The sequence below is a fragment of the Pseudomonas anuradhapurensis genome (assembly GCF_014269225.2).
Classification (GTDB): Bacteria; Pseudomonadota; Gammaproteobacteria; order Pseudomonadales; family Pseudomonadaceae; genus Aquipseudomonas; species Aquipseudomonas anuradhapurensis.
Map to the genome: position 1 here is coordinate 5317395 of NZ_CP077097.1, position 15035 is coordinate 5332429.

The 15035-nt window shown below is 63.1% G+C and carries 14 protein-coding genes; 7 read left to right on the top strand and 7 right to left on the bottom strand.

Annotation, left to right across the window (positions count from 1 at the left end; translation table 11 throughout):
• Window position 1 precedes the first annotated feature (1 nt).
• The 4 genes from HU763_RS24255 to HU763_RS24270 all read right to left on the bottom strand — a co-directional run bounded on the left by HU763_RS24255 (window position 2) and on the right by HU763_RS24270 (window position 3033).
• Window positions 2-247: a GlsB/YeaQ/YmgE family stress response membrane protein gene (locus tag HU763_RS24255; RefSeq protein ID WP_003253308.1), complete on the bottom strand. Its 246-nt coding sequence runs from the start codon at window positions 245-247 to the stop codon at window positions 2-4.
• Window positions 248-344: 97 nt separating this feature from the next.
• Window positions 345-1427, bottom strand: a complete 1083-nt coding sequence (locus HU763_RS24260) for a 5-(carboxyamino)imidazole ribonucleotide synthase (RefSeq protein WP_170033864.1) — start codon at window positions 1425-1427, stop codon at window positions 345-347.
• Window positions 1428-1437: 10 nt separating this feature from the next.
• On the bottom strand, window positions 1438-1929 hold the full coding sequence (gene purE / locus HU763_RS24265; RefSeq protein WP_170033866.1) for a 5-(carboxyamino)imidazole ribonucleotide mutase: 492 nt from the start codon (window positions 1927-1929) through the stop codon (window positions 1438-1440).
• Between the two features lie 171 nt (window positions 1930-2100).
• Window positions 2101-3033: a LysR substrate-binding domain-containing protein gene (locus tag HU763_RS24270; RefSeq protein WP_170033868.1), complete on the bottom strand. Its 933-nt coding sequence runs from the start codon at window positions 3031-3033 to the stop codon at window positions 2101-2103.
• 182 nt (window positions 3034-3215) lie between these two features.
• On the opposite strand from HU763_RS24270, the gene aspA reads away from it, so the two are divergent.
• The 4 genes from aspA to HU763_RS24290 all read left to right on the top strand — a co-directional run bounded on the left by aspA (window position 3216) and on the right by HU763_RS24290 (window position 8115).
• On the top strand, window positions 3216-4640 hold the full coding sequence (gene aspA / locus HU763_RS24275; RefSeq protein ID WP_003260072.1) for an aspartate ammonia-lyase: 1425 nt from the start codon (window positions 3216-3218) through the stop codon (window positions 4638-4640).
• A 182-nt stretch (window positions 4641-4822) separates the two neighbouring features.
• Window positions 4823-5815: an AraC family transcriptional regulator gene (locus HU763_RS24280; RefSeq protein ID WP_170033870.1), complete on the top strand. Its 993-nt coding sequence runs from the start codon at window positions 4823-4825 to the stop codon at window positions 5813-5815.
• 152 nt (window positions 5816-5967) lie between these two features.
• Window positions 5968-7011, top strand: a complete 1044-nt coding sequence (locus HU763_RS24285) for a histone deacetylase family protein (protein ID WP_186683998.1) — start codon at window positions 5968-5970, stop codon at window positions 7009-7011.
• Window positions 7012-8115 carry a polyamine ABC transporter substrate-binding protein gene (locus HU763_RS24290; protein ID WP_186683997.1) on the top strand — a complete coding sequence of 368 codons (1104 nt, stop codon included), beginning with the start codon at window positions 7012-7014 and terminating at the stop codon, window positions 8113-8115.
• A gap of 80 nt (window positions 8116-8195) precedes the next feature.
• On the opposite strand, the gene pdxR is transcribed toward HU763_RS24290, so the two are convergent.
• A complete protein-coding gene (gene pdxR / locus HU763_RS24295; protein WP_186683996.1) occupies window positions 8196-9734 on the bottom strand; it encodes a MocR-like pyridoxine biosynthesis transcription factor PdxR in 1539 nt (512 codons plus the stop codon).
• Between the two features lie 90 nt (window positions 9735-9824).
• Here pdxR and HU763_RS24300 point away from each other — a divergent pair, with 90 nt between their 5' ends.
• From HU763_RS24300 to HU763_RS24310, 3 genes are read left to right on the top strand one after another with little or no spacing between them, the layout of a single operon-like run.
• Window positions 9825-10454: an FMN-binding negative transcriptional regulator gene (locus HU763_RS24300; protein ID WP_186683995.1), complete on the top strand. Its 630-nt coding sequence runs from the start codon at window positions 9825-9827 to the stop codon at window positions 10452-10454.
• 12 nt (window positions 10455-10466) lie between these two features.
• Entirely contained in the window at window positions 10467-10913 is a 447-nt protein-coding gene (locus tag HU763_RS24305; RefSeq protein WP_170033879.1) for a GNAT family N-acetyltransferase, read from the top strand.
• A 7-nt stretch (window positions 10914-10920) separates the two neighbouring features.
• Window positions 10921-11592 (top strand): GNAT family N-acetyltransferase, encoded by a 672-nt coding sequence (locus HU763_RS24310; protein ID WP_186683993.1) that lies wholly within the window; start codon window positions 10921-10923, stop codon window positions 11590-11592.
• A gap of 154 nt (window positions 11593-11746) precedes the next feature.
• Here HU763_RS24310 and oadA read toward each other — a convergent pair whose 3' ends face one another.
• A complete protein-coding gene (gene oadA, locus HU763_RS24315) occupies window positions 11747-13555 on the bottom strand; it encodes a sodium-extruding oxaloacetate decarboxylase subunit alpha (RefSeq protein ID WP_170033883.1) in 1809 nt (602 codons plus the stop codon).
• A gap of 11 nt (window positions 13556-13566) precedes the next feature.
• A complete protein-coding gene (locus HU763_RS24320) occupies window positions 13567-14982 on the bottom strand; it encodes an acetyl-CoA carboxylase biotin carboxylase subunit (RefSeq protein ID WP_170033885.1) in 1416 nt (471 codons plus the stop codon).
• Window positions 14983-15035: the final 53 nt, after the last annotated feature.

Sequence of the window (15035 nt, forward strand, 5' to 3'; positions counted from 1 at the left end):
TTCAACGCTTCTTGATGAATCCGTAGATCACCAGCAGAACGACCGCACCCACCAGGGCGCCAAGGAAGCCTGCAGCCTGCCCGGCCTGGTAGATGCCCAGCGCCTGGCCGCCATAGGTGGCCAACAGGGAGCCGGCGATACCCAGCAGGATGGTCATGATCCAGCCCATGCTGTCGTCGCCCGGTTTGATGAAGCGGGCCAGCAGGCCGACGATGAGGCCGATGAAGATGGTTCCAATGATGCCCATGGCGATCCCTCTGCAATGAAGAATGGAACAAGCCAAAGCCTAGACAGCGCTTTGGCTTGTTGCCATTTCAGAGGGCATGCCGCTGGTAGAAGTTCGATCAGTTGTCGATCAGGGCTTCTACTTCGGCAATCTTGCGCTCCAGGGTTGCCATGTCGTGGCAACGCAGGGTGGCGTGGCCAACCTTGCGCCCGGCCTTGAACGCCTTGCCGTAGTGGTGCAGATGGCAATCATCGATGGCGATCACCTTGTCCACAGCCGGCACTTCACCGATGAAGTTGAGCATCGCGCTCTCGCCCACCTTGGCAGTCGAACCCAGTGGCAGGCCGGCGACGGCACGCAGGTGGTTCTCGAACTGGCTGCACTCGGCGCCTTCGATGGTCCAGTGCCCGGAGTTGTGTACGCGCGGGGCGATCTCGTTGGCCTTCAGGCCGCCGTCGACTTCGAAGAACTCGAAGGCCAGCACGCCGACATAGTCGAGTTGCTTGAGCACGCGGCCCACGTAGTCCTCGGCCAGGGCCTGCAGCGGGTGCGCCTGGCTGGCGACCGACAGGCGCAGGATGCCGCTTTCATGGGTGTTGTGCACCAGCGGGTAGAAGCGGGTTTCGCCATCGCGGGCACGTACGGCCACCAGCGACACTTCGCCGGTGAACGGGACGAAGCCTTCCAGCAGGCACGGCACACTGCCCAGCTCGGCGAAGGTACCGACCACGTCCTCAGCCGTGCGCAGTACCTTCTGGCCCTTGCCGTCGTAACCCAGGGTGCGGGTTTTCAGCACGGCCGGCAGGCCGATGCTGGCCACTGCGGCGTCCAGGTCTGCCTGCGAGAGGATGTCGGCGAATGCCGGGGTAGGGATACCCAGGTCGCGGAACATGCTTTTCTCGAACAGGCGGTCGCGGGCGATACGCAGCGCTTCGGCGCTGGGGTACACCGGTACGAATTGCGAAAGGAAGGCCACGGTCTCGGCCGGGACGCTTTCGAACTCGAAGGTGACCAGGTCGACTTCGTCGGCCAATTGGCGCAGGTGGTCCTGGTCGCCGTAGTCGGCGCGCAGGTGCTCGCCCAGTGGCGCGGCGCAGGCGTCCGGTGCCGGGTCGAGGAAGGCGAAGTTCATGCCCAGCGGGGTACCCGCCAGGGCCAGCATGCGGCCCAGCTGGCCGCCACCGATTACACCGATCTTCATGGGTAGAGCCTCAAGCCTGGCGCGGGTCTGGGTTGTCCAGCACGGTCTCGGTCTGCTCCGTGCGGAACTGCTTGAGCGCCGTGTGGTACTGCGGGTATTTGGCACCGAGGATGCTGGCCGACAGCAGCGCGGCATTGACTGCACCAGCCCGGCCGATGGCCAGGGTAGCAACCGGCACGCCGGCAGGCATCTGCACGATCGACAGCAGCGAATCGACGCCCGACAACATCGACGATTGCACCGGCACGCCCAGCACCGGCAGGTGGGTCTTGGCCGCGCACATGCCAGGCAGGTGGGCTGCACCACCGGCACCGGCGATGATCACCTCGATGCCCCGCCCTTCAGCCTCTTCGGCGTACTGGAACAGCAAGTCCGGGGTGCGGTGGGCGGAAACCACCTTCACTTCGTAGGGAATGCCGAGTTTTTCCAGCATATCGGCGGTGTGGCTAAGGGTGGACCAATCGGACTTGGAGCCCATGATCACGCCAACCAGTGCACTCATCGTCGAGCCTCTTCGCTTGTGCGCCCTTGGGCGCGTCAAAAAACAACAAGCCACGCGGGACGGCCGGCGTGGCTTGTTTGCTGATCAGGACCGGACGCATCCGGTCGAAAGGCCGCGCAGTATATCGTAAGGTGGTGCGTTTAAGGCACCCCGGCGACCAACTGTCGCCCCTTATTTTTCGGGGCTTTGGCTGACTTTCGAGTCAACCATTGCCGCCCCCTCGAGCTTGCGCCACAGCAGCCTGACATTGGCCTTGCGTACCAGGGCGCAGCGATACAGACGGATTTCCAGCGGCACATGCCACTGGCTGCCGCCGCAGATTGCCAGCTCACCCCGTTCGAGCTCGCCACGCATCGACAGGCGCGGTACCCAGGCGATGCCCATGCCCTCCAGCGCCATGCTCTTGAGGCTGTCGGCCATGGCAGTTTCATAGACCGTGGTATAGCGCAGGTTGCGCTGGCGCAGCAGCAAGTTGACCGAACGGCCGAGGAACGCGCCGGCGGTATAGGCCAGCAGTGGCACGCTGCCCTCGCCTTCGAGATCGAACAACGGCTTGCCGTCGGCGTCCACCGCGCACACCGGCAGCATTTCGGTGGTGCCCATGTGCAGCGACGGGAAGATTTCGGCGTCCATCTGCAGCGCGGCGTCCGGGTCATAGAACGCCAGCATCAGGTCGCAGCCGCCTTCGCGCAAGGCATGCACGGCATCGCCGACGTTGGTCGCAACCAGGCGGGTGGCGATGTTCAGGCCGTCATTGCGCAACTGGGCCACCCAACGGGGGAAAAAGCCCGAGGCCAGCGAGTGGGCCGCAGCTACTTGCACCACTTCGCCCTGCCCGCCCTCAAGATGATGCAAATGGCGAAGAATTTCGCTCAACTGGTCGACAACCGTACGTGCCGTGACCAGAAACAGCTGGCCAGCCTCGGTCAGTTCTATCGGCGTGCGGGAACGGTTCACCAGTTGTAGCCCCAACGCCGCTTCCAGGCTGCGGATGCGTCGGCTGAATGCGGGTTGGGTCACGAAACGCCGTTCTGCCGCCTGGGAAAAACTGCGCGTAGCCGCCAGCGCGCTGAAGTCTTCCAGCCATTTGCTTTCAAGGTTCACGAAGTACATCTCCTGGCATGCACCAAAATGGAACACGCTCGAATGTCAATTGGCGTCACATGAAACACTATGCCGTTTGTGCATAGGTTAGCGTGCAACAGCATTTGCCGCAAAATCGCCTTCAGGCCTAGGATTGGCGCCATTCCGGCATGTGCCGGGTCAAAATCGAGATGATATCCATCATGTCCTCCGCTGCATCGTTCCGCGTCGAAAAAGATCTGCTTGGTACCCTTGAAGTCCCTGCCGATGCCTACTACGGCATCCAGACCCTGCGCGCTGCCAACAACTTCCACCTCTCCGGTGTTCCGCTGTCGCACTACCCGAAGCTGGTCGTGGCCCTGGCCATGGTCAAGCAGGCCGCTGCCGACGCCAACCGTGAGCTGGGTCACCTGAGCGATGCCAAGCATGCTGCCATCACCGCAGCCTGCGCCCGCCTGATCAAAGGCGACTACCACGACCAGTTCGTGGTCGACATGATCCAGGGTGGTGCCGGTACTTCCACCAACATGAACGCGAACGAAGTCATTGCCAACGTCGCGCTGGAGGCCATGGGCCACCAGAAGGGTGAGTACCAGTACCTGCACCCGAACAACGACGTGAACATGGCGCAGTCGACCAACGACGCCTACCCGACGGCCATCCGTCTGGGCCTGCTGCTGGGTCACGACGCCCTGCTGGCCAGCCTCGACAGCCTGATCCAGGCCTTCGCTGCCAAGGGTAAAGAGTTCGACCACGTACTGAAGATGGGCCGTACCCAGCTGCAGGACGCCGTGCCGATGACCCTGGGCCAGGAATTCCGCGCCTTCGCCACCACCATGACCGAAGACCTGCAGCGCCTGCGTTCGCTGGCTCCGGAACTGCTGACCGAAATCAACCTGGGTGGTACCGCCATCGGCACCGGCATCAACGCCGACCCGGGCTACCAGGCCCTGGCCGTACAGCGCCTGGCTGCCATCAGCGGCCAACCGCTGGTACCGGCTGCCGACCTGATCGAAGCCACCTCCGACATGGGCGCCTTCGTGCTGTTCTCCGGCATGCTCAAGCGTACCGCCGTCAAGCTGTCGAAGATCTGCAACGACCTGCGCCTGCTGTCCAGCGGCCCGCGCACCGGCATCAACGAGATCAACCTGCCGGCGCGCCAGCCAGGCAGCTCGATCATGCCAGGCAAGGTCAACCCGGTTATTCCGGAAGCGGTCAACCAGGTGGCCTTCGCCATCATGGGCAACGACCTGGCCCTGACCGTCGCCGCTGAAGGTGGCCAGCTGCAGCTGAACGTGATGGAACCGCTGATCGCCTACAAGATCTTCGACTCGATCCGCCTGCTCCAGCGCGCCATGGACATGCTGCGCGAGCACTGCATCGTCGGCATCACTGCCAACGAACAGCGCTGCCGCGAACTGGTCGAACACTCGATCGGCCTGGTCACCGCCCTGAACCCGTACATCGGCTACGAAAACGCCACCCGCATCGCCCGCGTTGCCCTGGAAACCGGCCGCGGCGTACTGGAACTGGTGCGCGAGGAGAAGCTGCTGGACGACGCGATGCTCGACGACATCCTGCGCCCGGAAAACATGATCGCTCCCCGTCTGGTACCGCTGAAGGCGTAACCAGGCCGCTGTAAACAGTCTCACCAGGTCGAGGGACTAGACACCTCTCAACCTTTACAAGGCCCGAGCCTATGCTTCGGGCCTTTTTTTTGCCTGCGGATTCTCGGGCTCCTGCGCAGCCCTCGGGATATCGGCACACAACTTGCTCCATAATGCGTCCCAGGCCAACGGGACTTCCCAGCATGCTGCACAGCCACCTGACTACCCTCAACGCGGTTTCGCTGATCCTCAACGTCTTCCAGGCCGATGGTTGCGAGGCGTCGGCGCTGTTGGCCGGCAGCGGCATCGGCCCGGCAGACCTGGGGCATGCCGATGCGCGCATCACCACCCAGCAGGAACTGCAGGTATGCGCCAACGCCGTTGCCCGGCGCGAGGACATCGGCCTGGAACTGGGCCGGCGCATGCATGTGTCGTGCTACGGCATGCTCGGTTACGCCCTGCTCTCCAGTGCCACTTTGGGTGACGCCTTGCGCCTGGCGTTGCAGTATCCGGCACTGCTGGGAACAGTCTTCAAGCTGCGTTTGCTCGACGACGGCCAGCGGGTCTGGTTCAGCGCCAGCGATTGCCATGACAGCCCGGCACTGACCGCCTTCAACGCCGAGTTCTGCCTGGTTTCGCTGAAAGTCATCTGCGACGACCTGCTCGGCCGCCCACTGCCGCTGCTGGGCGCCCGCTTCGAGCACCCTCGGCCCAGCTACCACGCGCTCTATGCCGATGCATTCCAGTGCCCGGTCGGTTTCGACGCCGAGACCAATGCCTTTGCTTTCGAACGCCGCTGGCTGGACACGCCGCTGCCGCTGGCCGACCCGATTACCCACAAGGCCATGAGCGAACGTTGCCGGCGCCTGAACCTGGAATTCACTGGCCGCCAGGCCTGGCTGGGGCGGATCCGCCAACTGCTGGCGCAGCAACTGGATGCGGCGCCCGGGCTGGAGGGCCTGGCGCGGCAGATGAACTGTTCATCGCGTACCCTGCGTCGGCATTTGCAGGCCTTGGGCAGCAGTTATCAACAACTGCTGGATGAGCTGAGGTTCGAGCGGGCCAAGCAGCTGCTGGCCGACAATCAGATGCCGATCTACCGGATTGCCGAAACGCTGGGGTTCAGCGAGACGGCCAGTTTCCGCCATGCCTTCCAGCGTTGGAGTGGTGTAGCTCCCAGCCATTTTCGCGGTTGACCGCGCCAGCCGTGCCCCGGGCAGGGGCCGGCACAGGGAAAGCCGGCCAAAGAGCCTGGCCACATCGATCCCCTTTTGGCCGTTTGCGTCGTTCTCCCCTACTGGCGTCCACCCGAGAATGGGCCAACGCCAGTGTCCAAGGGAGAACAACAATGCTGACGATCTATTCCGATGACCACCGCCTGCACCATGGCCGCTGCGAGCTGATAGACGGCAAGCTGATGCCCTGCTTCGAAATGCCTTCGCGCGCCGACCATGTGCTCGAACAGGTAAAAAAGCGCAACCTCGGCGACATCCAGGGCCCTACCGACTTCGGCCGCGCACCGCTCCTGCGCATCCACAGCGCCGCCTACCTGGACTTCTTCGAAGGCGCCTGGGCGCGCTGGGCCGCATTGGGCCAGGAAGGCGACCTGCTGCCGTTCACCTGGCCAGCCCGCACCCTGCGCCAGAAAAAGCCCAGCGGCCTGCACGGTGAGCTGGGCTACTACAGCTTCGATGCCGGGGCACCGATCACCGCCGGTACCTGGCAGGCTGCCTACAGCGCCGCCCAGGTGGCCCTCACCGCCCAGGCCGCCATCCAGCAGGGCGCTCACTCGGCGTTTGCCCTGTGCCGCCCACCAGGACACCACGCCGCCGGCGAAGTCATGGGCGGCTATTGCTACCTGAACAACGCCGCCATCGCCGCCCAGGCGTTTCTCGACCAGGGCCGGCACAAAGTCGCCATCCTCGACGTCGACTATCACCATGGCAACGGCACCCAGGACATCTTCTACCGCCGCGGGGATGTGTTCTTCGCTTCGATCCATGGCGACCCGCAGGACGAATTCCCGTTCTTCCTCGGCTATGCCGACGAAACCGGCGACGGTCCCGGAGAAGGCTGCAACATCAACTACCCACTGCCCGCCGGCAGCGACTGGACTGCCTGGAGCGCTGCCTTGGAGGACGCCTGCCAGCGCATCGAAGCCTATGACGCCGACGTACTGGTGATCTCGCTCGGCGTGGACACCTTCAAGGACGACCCGATCTCGCAGTTCAAGCTGGACAGCCCGGACTACCTGGAGATGGGCAAGCGCATCGCGCAGCTCGGCAAACCGACCCTGTTCGTGATGGAGGGCGGCTACGCTGTCGAAGAAATCGGTATCAACGCAGTCAATGTGCTGGAAGGCTTCCAGCGCAGCCAACCAGGAGCCCGCTAAATGGTCCGACTCAAGCACCTGCTCGCCCCGTTCATCGCCGCCACGCTGTTTACCGGCGCCCTGCAGGCCCAGGCCGAACAGCGTACCCTGCGGGTATACAACTGGTTCGACTACATCACCCCGCAAACCCTCACCGAGTTCCAGAAGGACAGCGGTGTAAAGCTGATCTACGACATCTTCGACACCAACGAGGCGCTGGAAGCCAAGCTACTGACCGGCAACTCCGGCTATGACGTGGTGGTGCCATCCAACGTGTTCCTGGCCAAGCAGATCGAAGCCGGGGTGTTCCAGCCACTGGACCGCAGCAAGCTGCCGAACTGGCAACATCTGGACCCGTCCCTGATGAAGCTGATCGAAGCCAACGACCCGGACAACAAGTTTGCCGTGCCTTACATGTACGGTACCGTGCTGATCGGCTTCAACCCGGCCAAGGTCAAGGCTGCGCTCGGCGACAACGCGCCAGTGGACAGCTGGGACCTGATCTTCAAGGAAGAGAACATCGCCAAGCTCAAGCAGTGTGGCGTGGCACTGCTCGACTCGCCGTCGGAGATCCTGCCGCTGGCCTTGCAGCACCTGGGCCTGCCGCCAAACAGCGACAAGCCGGCCGACTACAAGCAGGCCGAGGCACTGATGCTGAAAATCCGCCCCTACATCACCTATTTCCACTCCTCGAAATACATGGCGGACATAGCCAACGGTGATATCTGCGTGGCGGTCGGCTACAGCGGCAGCTTCTCCCAGGCCGCCAACCGCGCCCGCGATGCGAAGAATGGCGTGGTGGTGGACATGCGCCTGCCCAAGGAAGGAGCGCCAATCTGGTTCGATATGCTGGCAATTCCGAAGAATGCAGCCAACCCGGAAGACGCGCATGCGTTCATCAACTACCTGCTGCGGCCTGAGGTAATTGCACCGATCAGCGATTTTGTCGGCTACCCGAACCCCAACAAGGATGCCAGCGACAAAGTGAACCCGACGATTCGCAACAACCCCAACCTGTACCCGACGGCGGCGGCGATGACCAAGCTGTATACCCTCAAGCCTCTGGCGCGGGATGCCGAGCGGGCACGCACGCGGGCCTGGACGCGGATCAAGTCCGGCACCTGAGTCGCCTGCTTCGCGGGCAAGCCCGCTCCCACAGGGGGAGCGCTGGCCGCAGGTGCGGTGCAGCCCCTTGGGGAGTGGGTTTACCCGCGAAGCGGGCGCCAGGCCTTGCGCAATTTCAGCAAGGCCTCGGCAATCTCACCCTCCGGCACCGCCGCGAATCCAAGCACCAGTCCTGCCCGCTTATCCACAGGCTCGGTGCTGTCAGCGAGCCAGAAATTACTCAGCGGAGTCATCTCCACCCCCACACCTTCAGCCTTGGCTACCAGCTCTTGTTCCAGGGCTAAATTATCCACAACCACCTTGACGTGCAGCCCGGCTGCCACTTCCGGCATGCTGCCCAAGCCCGGTATATCCACAGGCCAACCGGCCTTGAGCACGTTGCGTCGGCTCAAGGCCGCCTTGCGCATGCGCCGGATATGCCGCTGGAAATGCCCCCGTGCCATGAATTCGGCCATCACGCATTGGCTGCTGACCTCCGAGTGCCGCATCGCCAGTGCCCTGCCCTGGCTGAACGCCTGCGCCAGCGACGGCGGCAGCACCAGGTAGCCAAGGCGCAGTGCCGGGAAGGCGATCTTGCCGAATGTACCGACATACAGCACCCGCCCATTCCGGTCGAGCGACGCCAGCGGAGCCAGGGGCGCGCCGCTGTAGCGATATTCGCCGTCATAGTCGTCTTCGATGATCCAGCCACCGCTTCGCTCGGCCCAGGCCAGCAGTTCCAGGCGCCGCGCCAGGCTCATGGTCACCCCGGTCGGGTACTGGTGAGCCGGCGTGACATAGGCGAGCCGGCAATCGGACAATTGCCCCAGCCAGCGGCAGTCCAAACCATCCTCGTCCACCGGCACGCCATGCAACCTGCCACCGGCCAACGCAAAGGCATGTCCCGCCGCCCGGTAACCTGGGTTTTCCACAGCCACACCGTCTCCCGGCTGCAACAGCAGCTGTGCACAAAGGCTGATCGCCTGCTGCGCACCACTGGTGATCACAATTTGTGCAGCTGTACAGCTCAACCCACGCGAGCTACGCAAGTAGGCGGCGACCAACTCGCGCAGTTGCGGCTCCCCTGCCGGGTCGCCATAACCGAGCTGCGCAGGCGCCGGGTTACGCCAGAAACCCGCCTGCAGCTTGGCCCACACGTCGAACGGGAACAAATCGAACGCCGGAATACCAAGCCGAAACGCTCGCGGCGCACCACTTCTTGGCGGTAGCAAATGGTTATTTTCCAGGCGCCGCAAAGGCTCGCTGGCGCGTGGCTGGCTGGATAAATTTCCAGTACCTTCTACAAATTTTGTGGATAAACCTGTTGATAAACCACGGGATAACCCTGTGGATACTTGTGTGGATAGTTTAGGTAGCTGGCTGACATAGGTGCCATCACCTACCCGGCTTTCGATGAAGCCCTCGGCATACAGCTGGTCGTAGGCACGCACCACGCTGTTGCGTGACAGCGCCAGCATGGCAGCCAGATCGCGCGTAGCCGGCAGCCGCGTGCCGCTGCTCAGACGCCCGTCGAGCACCCGCGCACGCAGCGCCTGGTACAGCTGCTGGCTGAGCCCGCGGCGGCGATCCAGTACGATGCCGGCAGGGTCGAAGGGCAACACTAAAAGGCGCTCGGTCATGGCATTGGACCTATCAGAACAGCCAGCAATGGCTCTTACATGGAACCAATAGCCTGCCTAGGATGGCGTCATTGCACAAGGAAACCGGGCATGTACAACAGCAAACCCCACCAGGAACACGACCTTGGTCGCCTGTACCAGCACATGCATGACACCCGCCTGGCCATACTGGTCAGCCATGGCGAGCAAGGCCTGCTGGCTACCCACCTGCCGGTGTTGATCGATACCAGTGAAGGCGAGTTCGGCACGGTCTATGCCCATTTGGCCCGGGCCAACCACCAATGGCAGGACCTGGCACAAGGTGCCGAGGCCTTGCTGGTGTTTCCCGGCGCCGATGCCTATGTCAGCCCCGGTTATTACCCAAGCAAGGCCGAGAACCCCAAGGTGGTCCCCACCTGGAACTACCTGGCCGTGCATGCCTACGGCACGGCCGAGGTGCTGCACGATGGCCCGGCGCTGCTGGCTATCGTCAGCCGCCTGACCGAACGCCACGAACAAGGCCGCACCGAACCGTGGAAGGTCGCTGACGCCCCGGCCGACTATATCGACGGCATGCTCCGTGCCATTGTCGGCATCCGTGTGCCCATCGCTCGCCTGCAAGGCGCGCGCAAGCTCAGCCAGAACCGCTCGGCGCAAGACATTGCCGGGGTGCGTGAAGGCCTGGGCGCCAGCCCGGACTATCTGGATAACCAACTCGCAGCGCACATGCGCCCACTCTGAAGGAACAGCCTCATGCCCAGTGTTACCCTGCGCCCCGTCACTGCCCAAGACCACGCTGCCTGGCTTGCCCTGTGGCACGCCTATCTGCGCTTCTATAAATCCGAACTGACCGATGAGGTGAGCCTGAGCACCTGGCAGCGCCTGCTCGACCCCAACGAGCCGACCCATTCAGCCTTGGCCTGGGTCGATGGCAAGGCGGTTGGCATGGTCAACTTCATCTACCATCGGACCAACTGGAGTATCGGCAATGCCTGCTACCTGCAGGACCTGTACGTGGACAGCACGCAGCGTGGCCTGGGCATCGGCCGCCAATTGATCGAGCACGTCTATGCTGCAGCCGAGGCTGAAAAATGCAGCAAGGTGTACTGGGTGACCCACGAAACCAACGCCACCGCCATCAGCCTGTACCAGCAGGTTGCCGAGCGCTCGGGCTTTATCCAATTCCGTAAAGAGTTGTAAGCCGAACATGAACGACGCATTGAACTGGAAGCCCGCCGCTACGCCGCGGGCCGAGCCCATCGAAGGCCGCTTTATCCGTCTGCAAAAGCTCGACCCGGCGCGCCATGGCAACGACCTCTGGCAGATGCTGCAAGGTCCGGCTGCCGACCCTGCCCTGTGGGACTACCTGCCCTATGGGCCGTTTGCCGAACGTGCTGCCTTCGACCGCTGGCTGGAAGGTAATGCTGCCGGCCGCGATCCGCTGTTCTATACCGTGATCGACCGCAACAACGGCCAGGCCCAGGGCATCCTCAGCCTGATGTCGATGGTGCCCGAGCACGGCCGCATCGAAATCGGCCACGTCGCCTTCGGTGCCGCCATGCAGCGCACGCCCAAGGGCACCGAGGCGGTGTACTTGCTTGGCAAGCTGGCCTTTGAACTGGGCAATCGCCGGCTGGAATGGAAGTGCAACAACGCCAACGCCCGCTCCAAGCGCGCGGCGGAGCGGTTTGGTTTTGTCTACGAAGGGGTGTTCCGCAAGCACCTGGTGGTAAAGGACCATAACCGTGATACCGCCTGGTACTCGGTTACCGACGATGAGTGGCCGGCGTTGGCTGCCGGATTCGAACGCTGGTTGAGCGAGGAAAACCAGCTGCCGACAGGCCAGGTAAAAACGCTGGAGGCCTGTCGCAAAGGCTGAGGGTTGTGCTGTAGCAGCCGGCTTCTGCGCGGGTGGACCCGCCCCCTTGGGCGTCACCCGCCTTGAGCCCTGTGATTGGCCTGGGGCCCCACAGTTAAAAAAAAGGGGAGCATCCGCTCCCCAGAGGTTAACCGCTTGTAGATGAAGGCTTATCTCAGCCTTCGATCTCGATCAGGATCTCGCCCGGGGTCACGCGGTCGCCCTTGGCCACGTGAATGGCCACGACCTTGCCGGCGATGGCCGCCTGCACTTCGGTTTCCATCTTCATGGCTTCGGTGATCAGCACGGCTTGGCCGACCTTGACCATGTCGCCTTCCTTGACCAGCACATCGACGATGTTGCCAGGCATGGTGGTGCTGACGTGGCCCGGGGCGCTGGCCTGCTTGCGCTTGCTGCTGCCGCCACCAACGAATTCGTTGAGCGGCTCGAACACCACCTCTTCCGGCATGCCGTCGATCGACAGGTAGAAGTGACGCTTGCCTTCGGCCTTCACCCCTACGCCAGTGATGTCGACACGGTAGGTTTCGCCGTGCACGTCGATGACGAACTCGGTCGGCACGCCTTCGCCGCTATGGGACGCTACTGCGCCCGCCTCAGGAATTGGCAGCAGCACTTCAGGCGTCAGGGTGCCGGCTTCGCGCTCCTCGAGGAACTTGCGGCCAATGTCCGGGAACATGGCGAAGGTCAGCACATCTTCTTCACAACGCGCCAAGGCACCGATGTCGGCACGCAGCTTGGCCATTTCCGGCTTCAGCAGGTCGGCCGGGCGTACGTCGATCACTTCTTCGCTGCCGATCGCCTGGCGACGCAGCTGCTCGTTGACTACACCCGGGGCCTTGCCGTAGCCGCCTTGCAGGTACAGCTTCACCTCGTTGGTGATGGTCTTGTAACGTTCGCCAGCCAGCACGTTGAAGAACGCCTGGGTACCGACGATCTGCGAGGTCGGGGTCACCAGCGGCGGGAAACCGAGGTCTTCACGCACACGCGGGATCTCTGCCAGCACTTCGTTCATGCGGTTGAGCGCGCCCTGCTCCTTGAGCTGGTTGGCCAGGTTGGAAATCATGCCGCCCGGCACCTGGTTGACCTGCACGCGGGTGTCCACGGCGGTGAACTCGCTCTCGAACTGGTGGTACTTCTTGCGCACGGCATAGAAGTACAGGCCGATTTCCTGCAGCAGTTCCAGGTCCAGGCCAGTGTCGAACTCGCTGCCCTTGAGCGCGGCAACCATCGACTCGGTGCCGGGGTGGCTGGTGCCCCAGGCGAAGCTGGAAATGGCGGTGTCGATGTGGTCGGCACCGTTCTCCACGGCCTTCAGCTGGCACATCGCGGCCAGGCCGGCAGTGTCGTGGGAGTGGATGAACACCGGCAGCGACTGCTCGGCCTTCAGCGCCTTGACCAGTTCGCCGGTGGCGTAAGGGGTCAGCAGGCCGGCCATGTCCTTGATCGCCACCGAGTCGCAACCCATGGCTTCCATCTGCTTGGCCTGGTTGACGAAGGCTTCGATGGTATGCACCGGGCTGGTGGTATAGGCGATGGTGCCCTGGGCGTGTTTGCCGGCAGCCTTGACCGCCTCGATGGCCACGCGCAGGTTACGCACGTCGTTCATGGCGTCGAAAATGCGGAACACGTCGATGCCGTTGACGGCGGCCTTGGCGACGAAGGCCTTGACCACGTCGTCGCTGTAGTGGCGGTAGCCCAGCAGGTTCTGGCCACGCAGCAGCATTTGCAGGCGGGTGTTGGGCAACGCTGCGCGCAGCTTGCGCAGGCGCTCCCACGGGTCTTCTTTCAGGAAGCGCACGCAGGCGTCGAAGGTGGCGCCGCCCCAGACTTCCAGCGACCAGTAGCCGACCTTGTCGAGCTTGTCGCAGATCGGCAGCATGTCTTCGGTACGCATGCGGGTGGCCAGCAGGGACTGGTGGGCGTCGCGCAGGATCGTGTCGGTTACGTGAATTTTCTTGGACATTATGGGATTCCTCACAGGCCTGCGTGGGCGGCGATGGCGGCGGCGATGGCCAGGGCCAGCTCTTCGGGTTTGCGCTTGATCGAGTAGTTGGTCAGTTCGGGGTGGCTTTCGACGAAGCTGGTATTGAACTGGCCGCTACGGAATTCGGGATTGCGCAGGATTTCCTGATAGTACGCGGCAGTGGTCTTCACCCCTTGCACGCGCATGTCGTCCAGGGCCCGCAGGCCGCGGTCCATGGCTTCTTCCCAGGTCAACGCCCAGACCACCAGCTTCAGGCACATGGAGTCATAGAACGGTGGAATGGTGTAGCCGGTATAGATCGCCGTATCGGTACGCACGCCCGGGCCGCCGGGGGCGTAGTAGCGGGTGATCTTGCCGAAGCTGGGCAGGAAGTTGTTCTTCGGGTCTTCGGCGTTGATCCGGAACTGCAGCGCGTAGCCGCGGTGCTGGATGTCTTCCTGCTTCACCGACAGTGGCAGGCCCGAGGCAATGCGGATCTGCTCACGGACAATATCGATACCGGTGATTTCCTCGGTGATGGTGTGCTCCACCTGCACCCGGGTGTTCATTTCCATGAAGTACACCTCGCCATCGGCGAGCAGGAACTCCACGGTACCGGCGTTCTCGTAGTTCACCGCCTTGGCGGCACGTACCGCGAGGTCACCGATGTAGGCACGCTGCTCGGGGGTGAGCTGCGGGCTTGGGGCGATCTCGATGAGCTTCTGGTTACGCCGCTGGATCGAGCAGTCGCGCTCGAACAGGTGCACCACGTTGCCGAAGCTGTCACCGAGGATCTGCGCCTCGATATGCTTGGGGTTGACGATGCACTTTTCCAGGAACACCTCGGCCGAACCGAAGGCCTTGGTGGCTTCGGAGATGACCCGTGGGAAGTTCTGTTCCAGTTCTTCGCGGCTGTTGCAACGGCGAATACCCCGACCGCCGCCACCAGAGGTGGCCTTGAGCATGACCGGGTAACCGATGCGGTCACCTTCCCTCAGGGCTTCGTGGATATCGGCAACGTTACCCTCGGTGCCGGGGGTCACCGGCACGCCGGCAGCGATCATGGTACGGCGTGCTTCGGTCTTGTCGCCCATGCGGCGAATGACATCGGCGGCCGGGCCGATGAACTTGATCCCGCGTTCGGCGCAGATCTCCGCCAGCTCGGCGTTTTCCGAGAGGAAACCGTAGCCCGGGTGCAAGGCATCACAGCCGGTTTCCACAGCCAGGTTGACCAACTTGCGCGGGTTCAGGTAACCGGCCAGCGGCTCGGCACCGATGCTGTGGGCTTCGTCGGCGCGCTTGACGTGCAGCGCATGCCGGTCGGCATCGGAATAGATCGCTACCGAGCGAATGCCCATCTCGGCGCAGGCACGCACGATGCGCACTGCGATTTCACCTCGGTTGGCGATCAGGATTTTTTTTATCACTGGAGTCTTCCCAAAGCCGTAGGAACAGTCGAGCCGGTTCTACCGGTCGGCGC

Bases quoted from the DNA above. Each gene is read 5' to 3' on its own strand.
- HU763_RS24255 (WP_003253308.1), bottom strand. From the start codon at position 247: ATGGGCATCATTGGAACCATCTTCATCGGCCTCATCGTCGGCCTGCTG.
- HU763_RS24260 (WP_170033864.1), bottom strand. From the start codon at position 1,427: ATGAAGATCGGTGTAATCGGTGGCGGCCAGCTGGGCCGCATGCTGGCC.
- purE (WP_170033866.1), bottom strand. From the start codon at position 1,929: ATGAGTGCACTGGTTGGCGTGATCATGGGCTCCAAGTCCGATTGGTCC.
- aspA (WP_003260072.1), top strand. From the start codon at position 3,216: ATGTCCTCCGCTGCATCGTTCCGCGTCGAAAAAGATCTGCTTGGTACC.
- HU763_RS24280 (WP_170033870.1), top strand. From the start codon at position 4,823: ATGCTGCACAGCCACCTGACTACCCTCAACGCGGTTTCGCTGATCCTC.
- HU763_RS24285 (WP_186683998.1), top strand. From the start codon at position 5,968: ATGCTGACGATCTATTCCGATGACCACCGCCTGCACCATGGCCGCTGC.
- HU763_RS24290 (WP_186683997.1), top strand. From the start codon at position 7,012: ATGGTCCGACTCAAGCACCTGCTCGCCCCGTTCATCGCCGCCACGCTG.
- pdxR (WP_186683996.1), bottom strand. From the start codon at position 9,734: ATGACCGAGCGCCTTTTAGTGTTGCCCTTCGACCCTGCCGGCATCGTA.
- HU763_RS24300 (WP_186683995.1), top strand. From the start codon at position 9,825: ATGTACAACAGCAAACCCCACCAGGAACACGACCTTGGTCGCCTGTAC.
- HU763_RS24305 (WP_170033879.1), top strand. From the start codon at position 10,467: ATGCCCAGTGTTACCCTGCGCCCCGTCACTGCCCAAGACCACGCTGCC.
- HU763_RS24310 (WP_186683993.1), top strand. From the start codon at position 10,921: ATGAACGACGCATTGAACTGGAAGCCCGCCGCTACGCCGCGGGCCGAG.
- oadA (WP_170033883.1), bottom strand. From the start codon at position 13,555: ATGTCCAAGAAAATTCACGTAACCGACACGATCCTGCGCGACGCCCAC.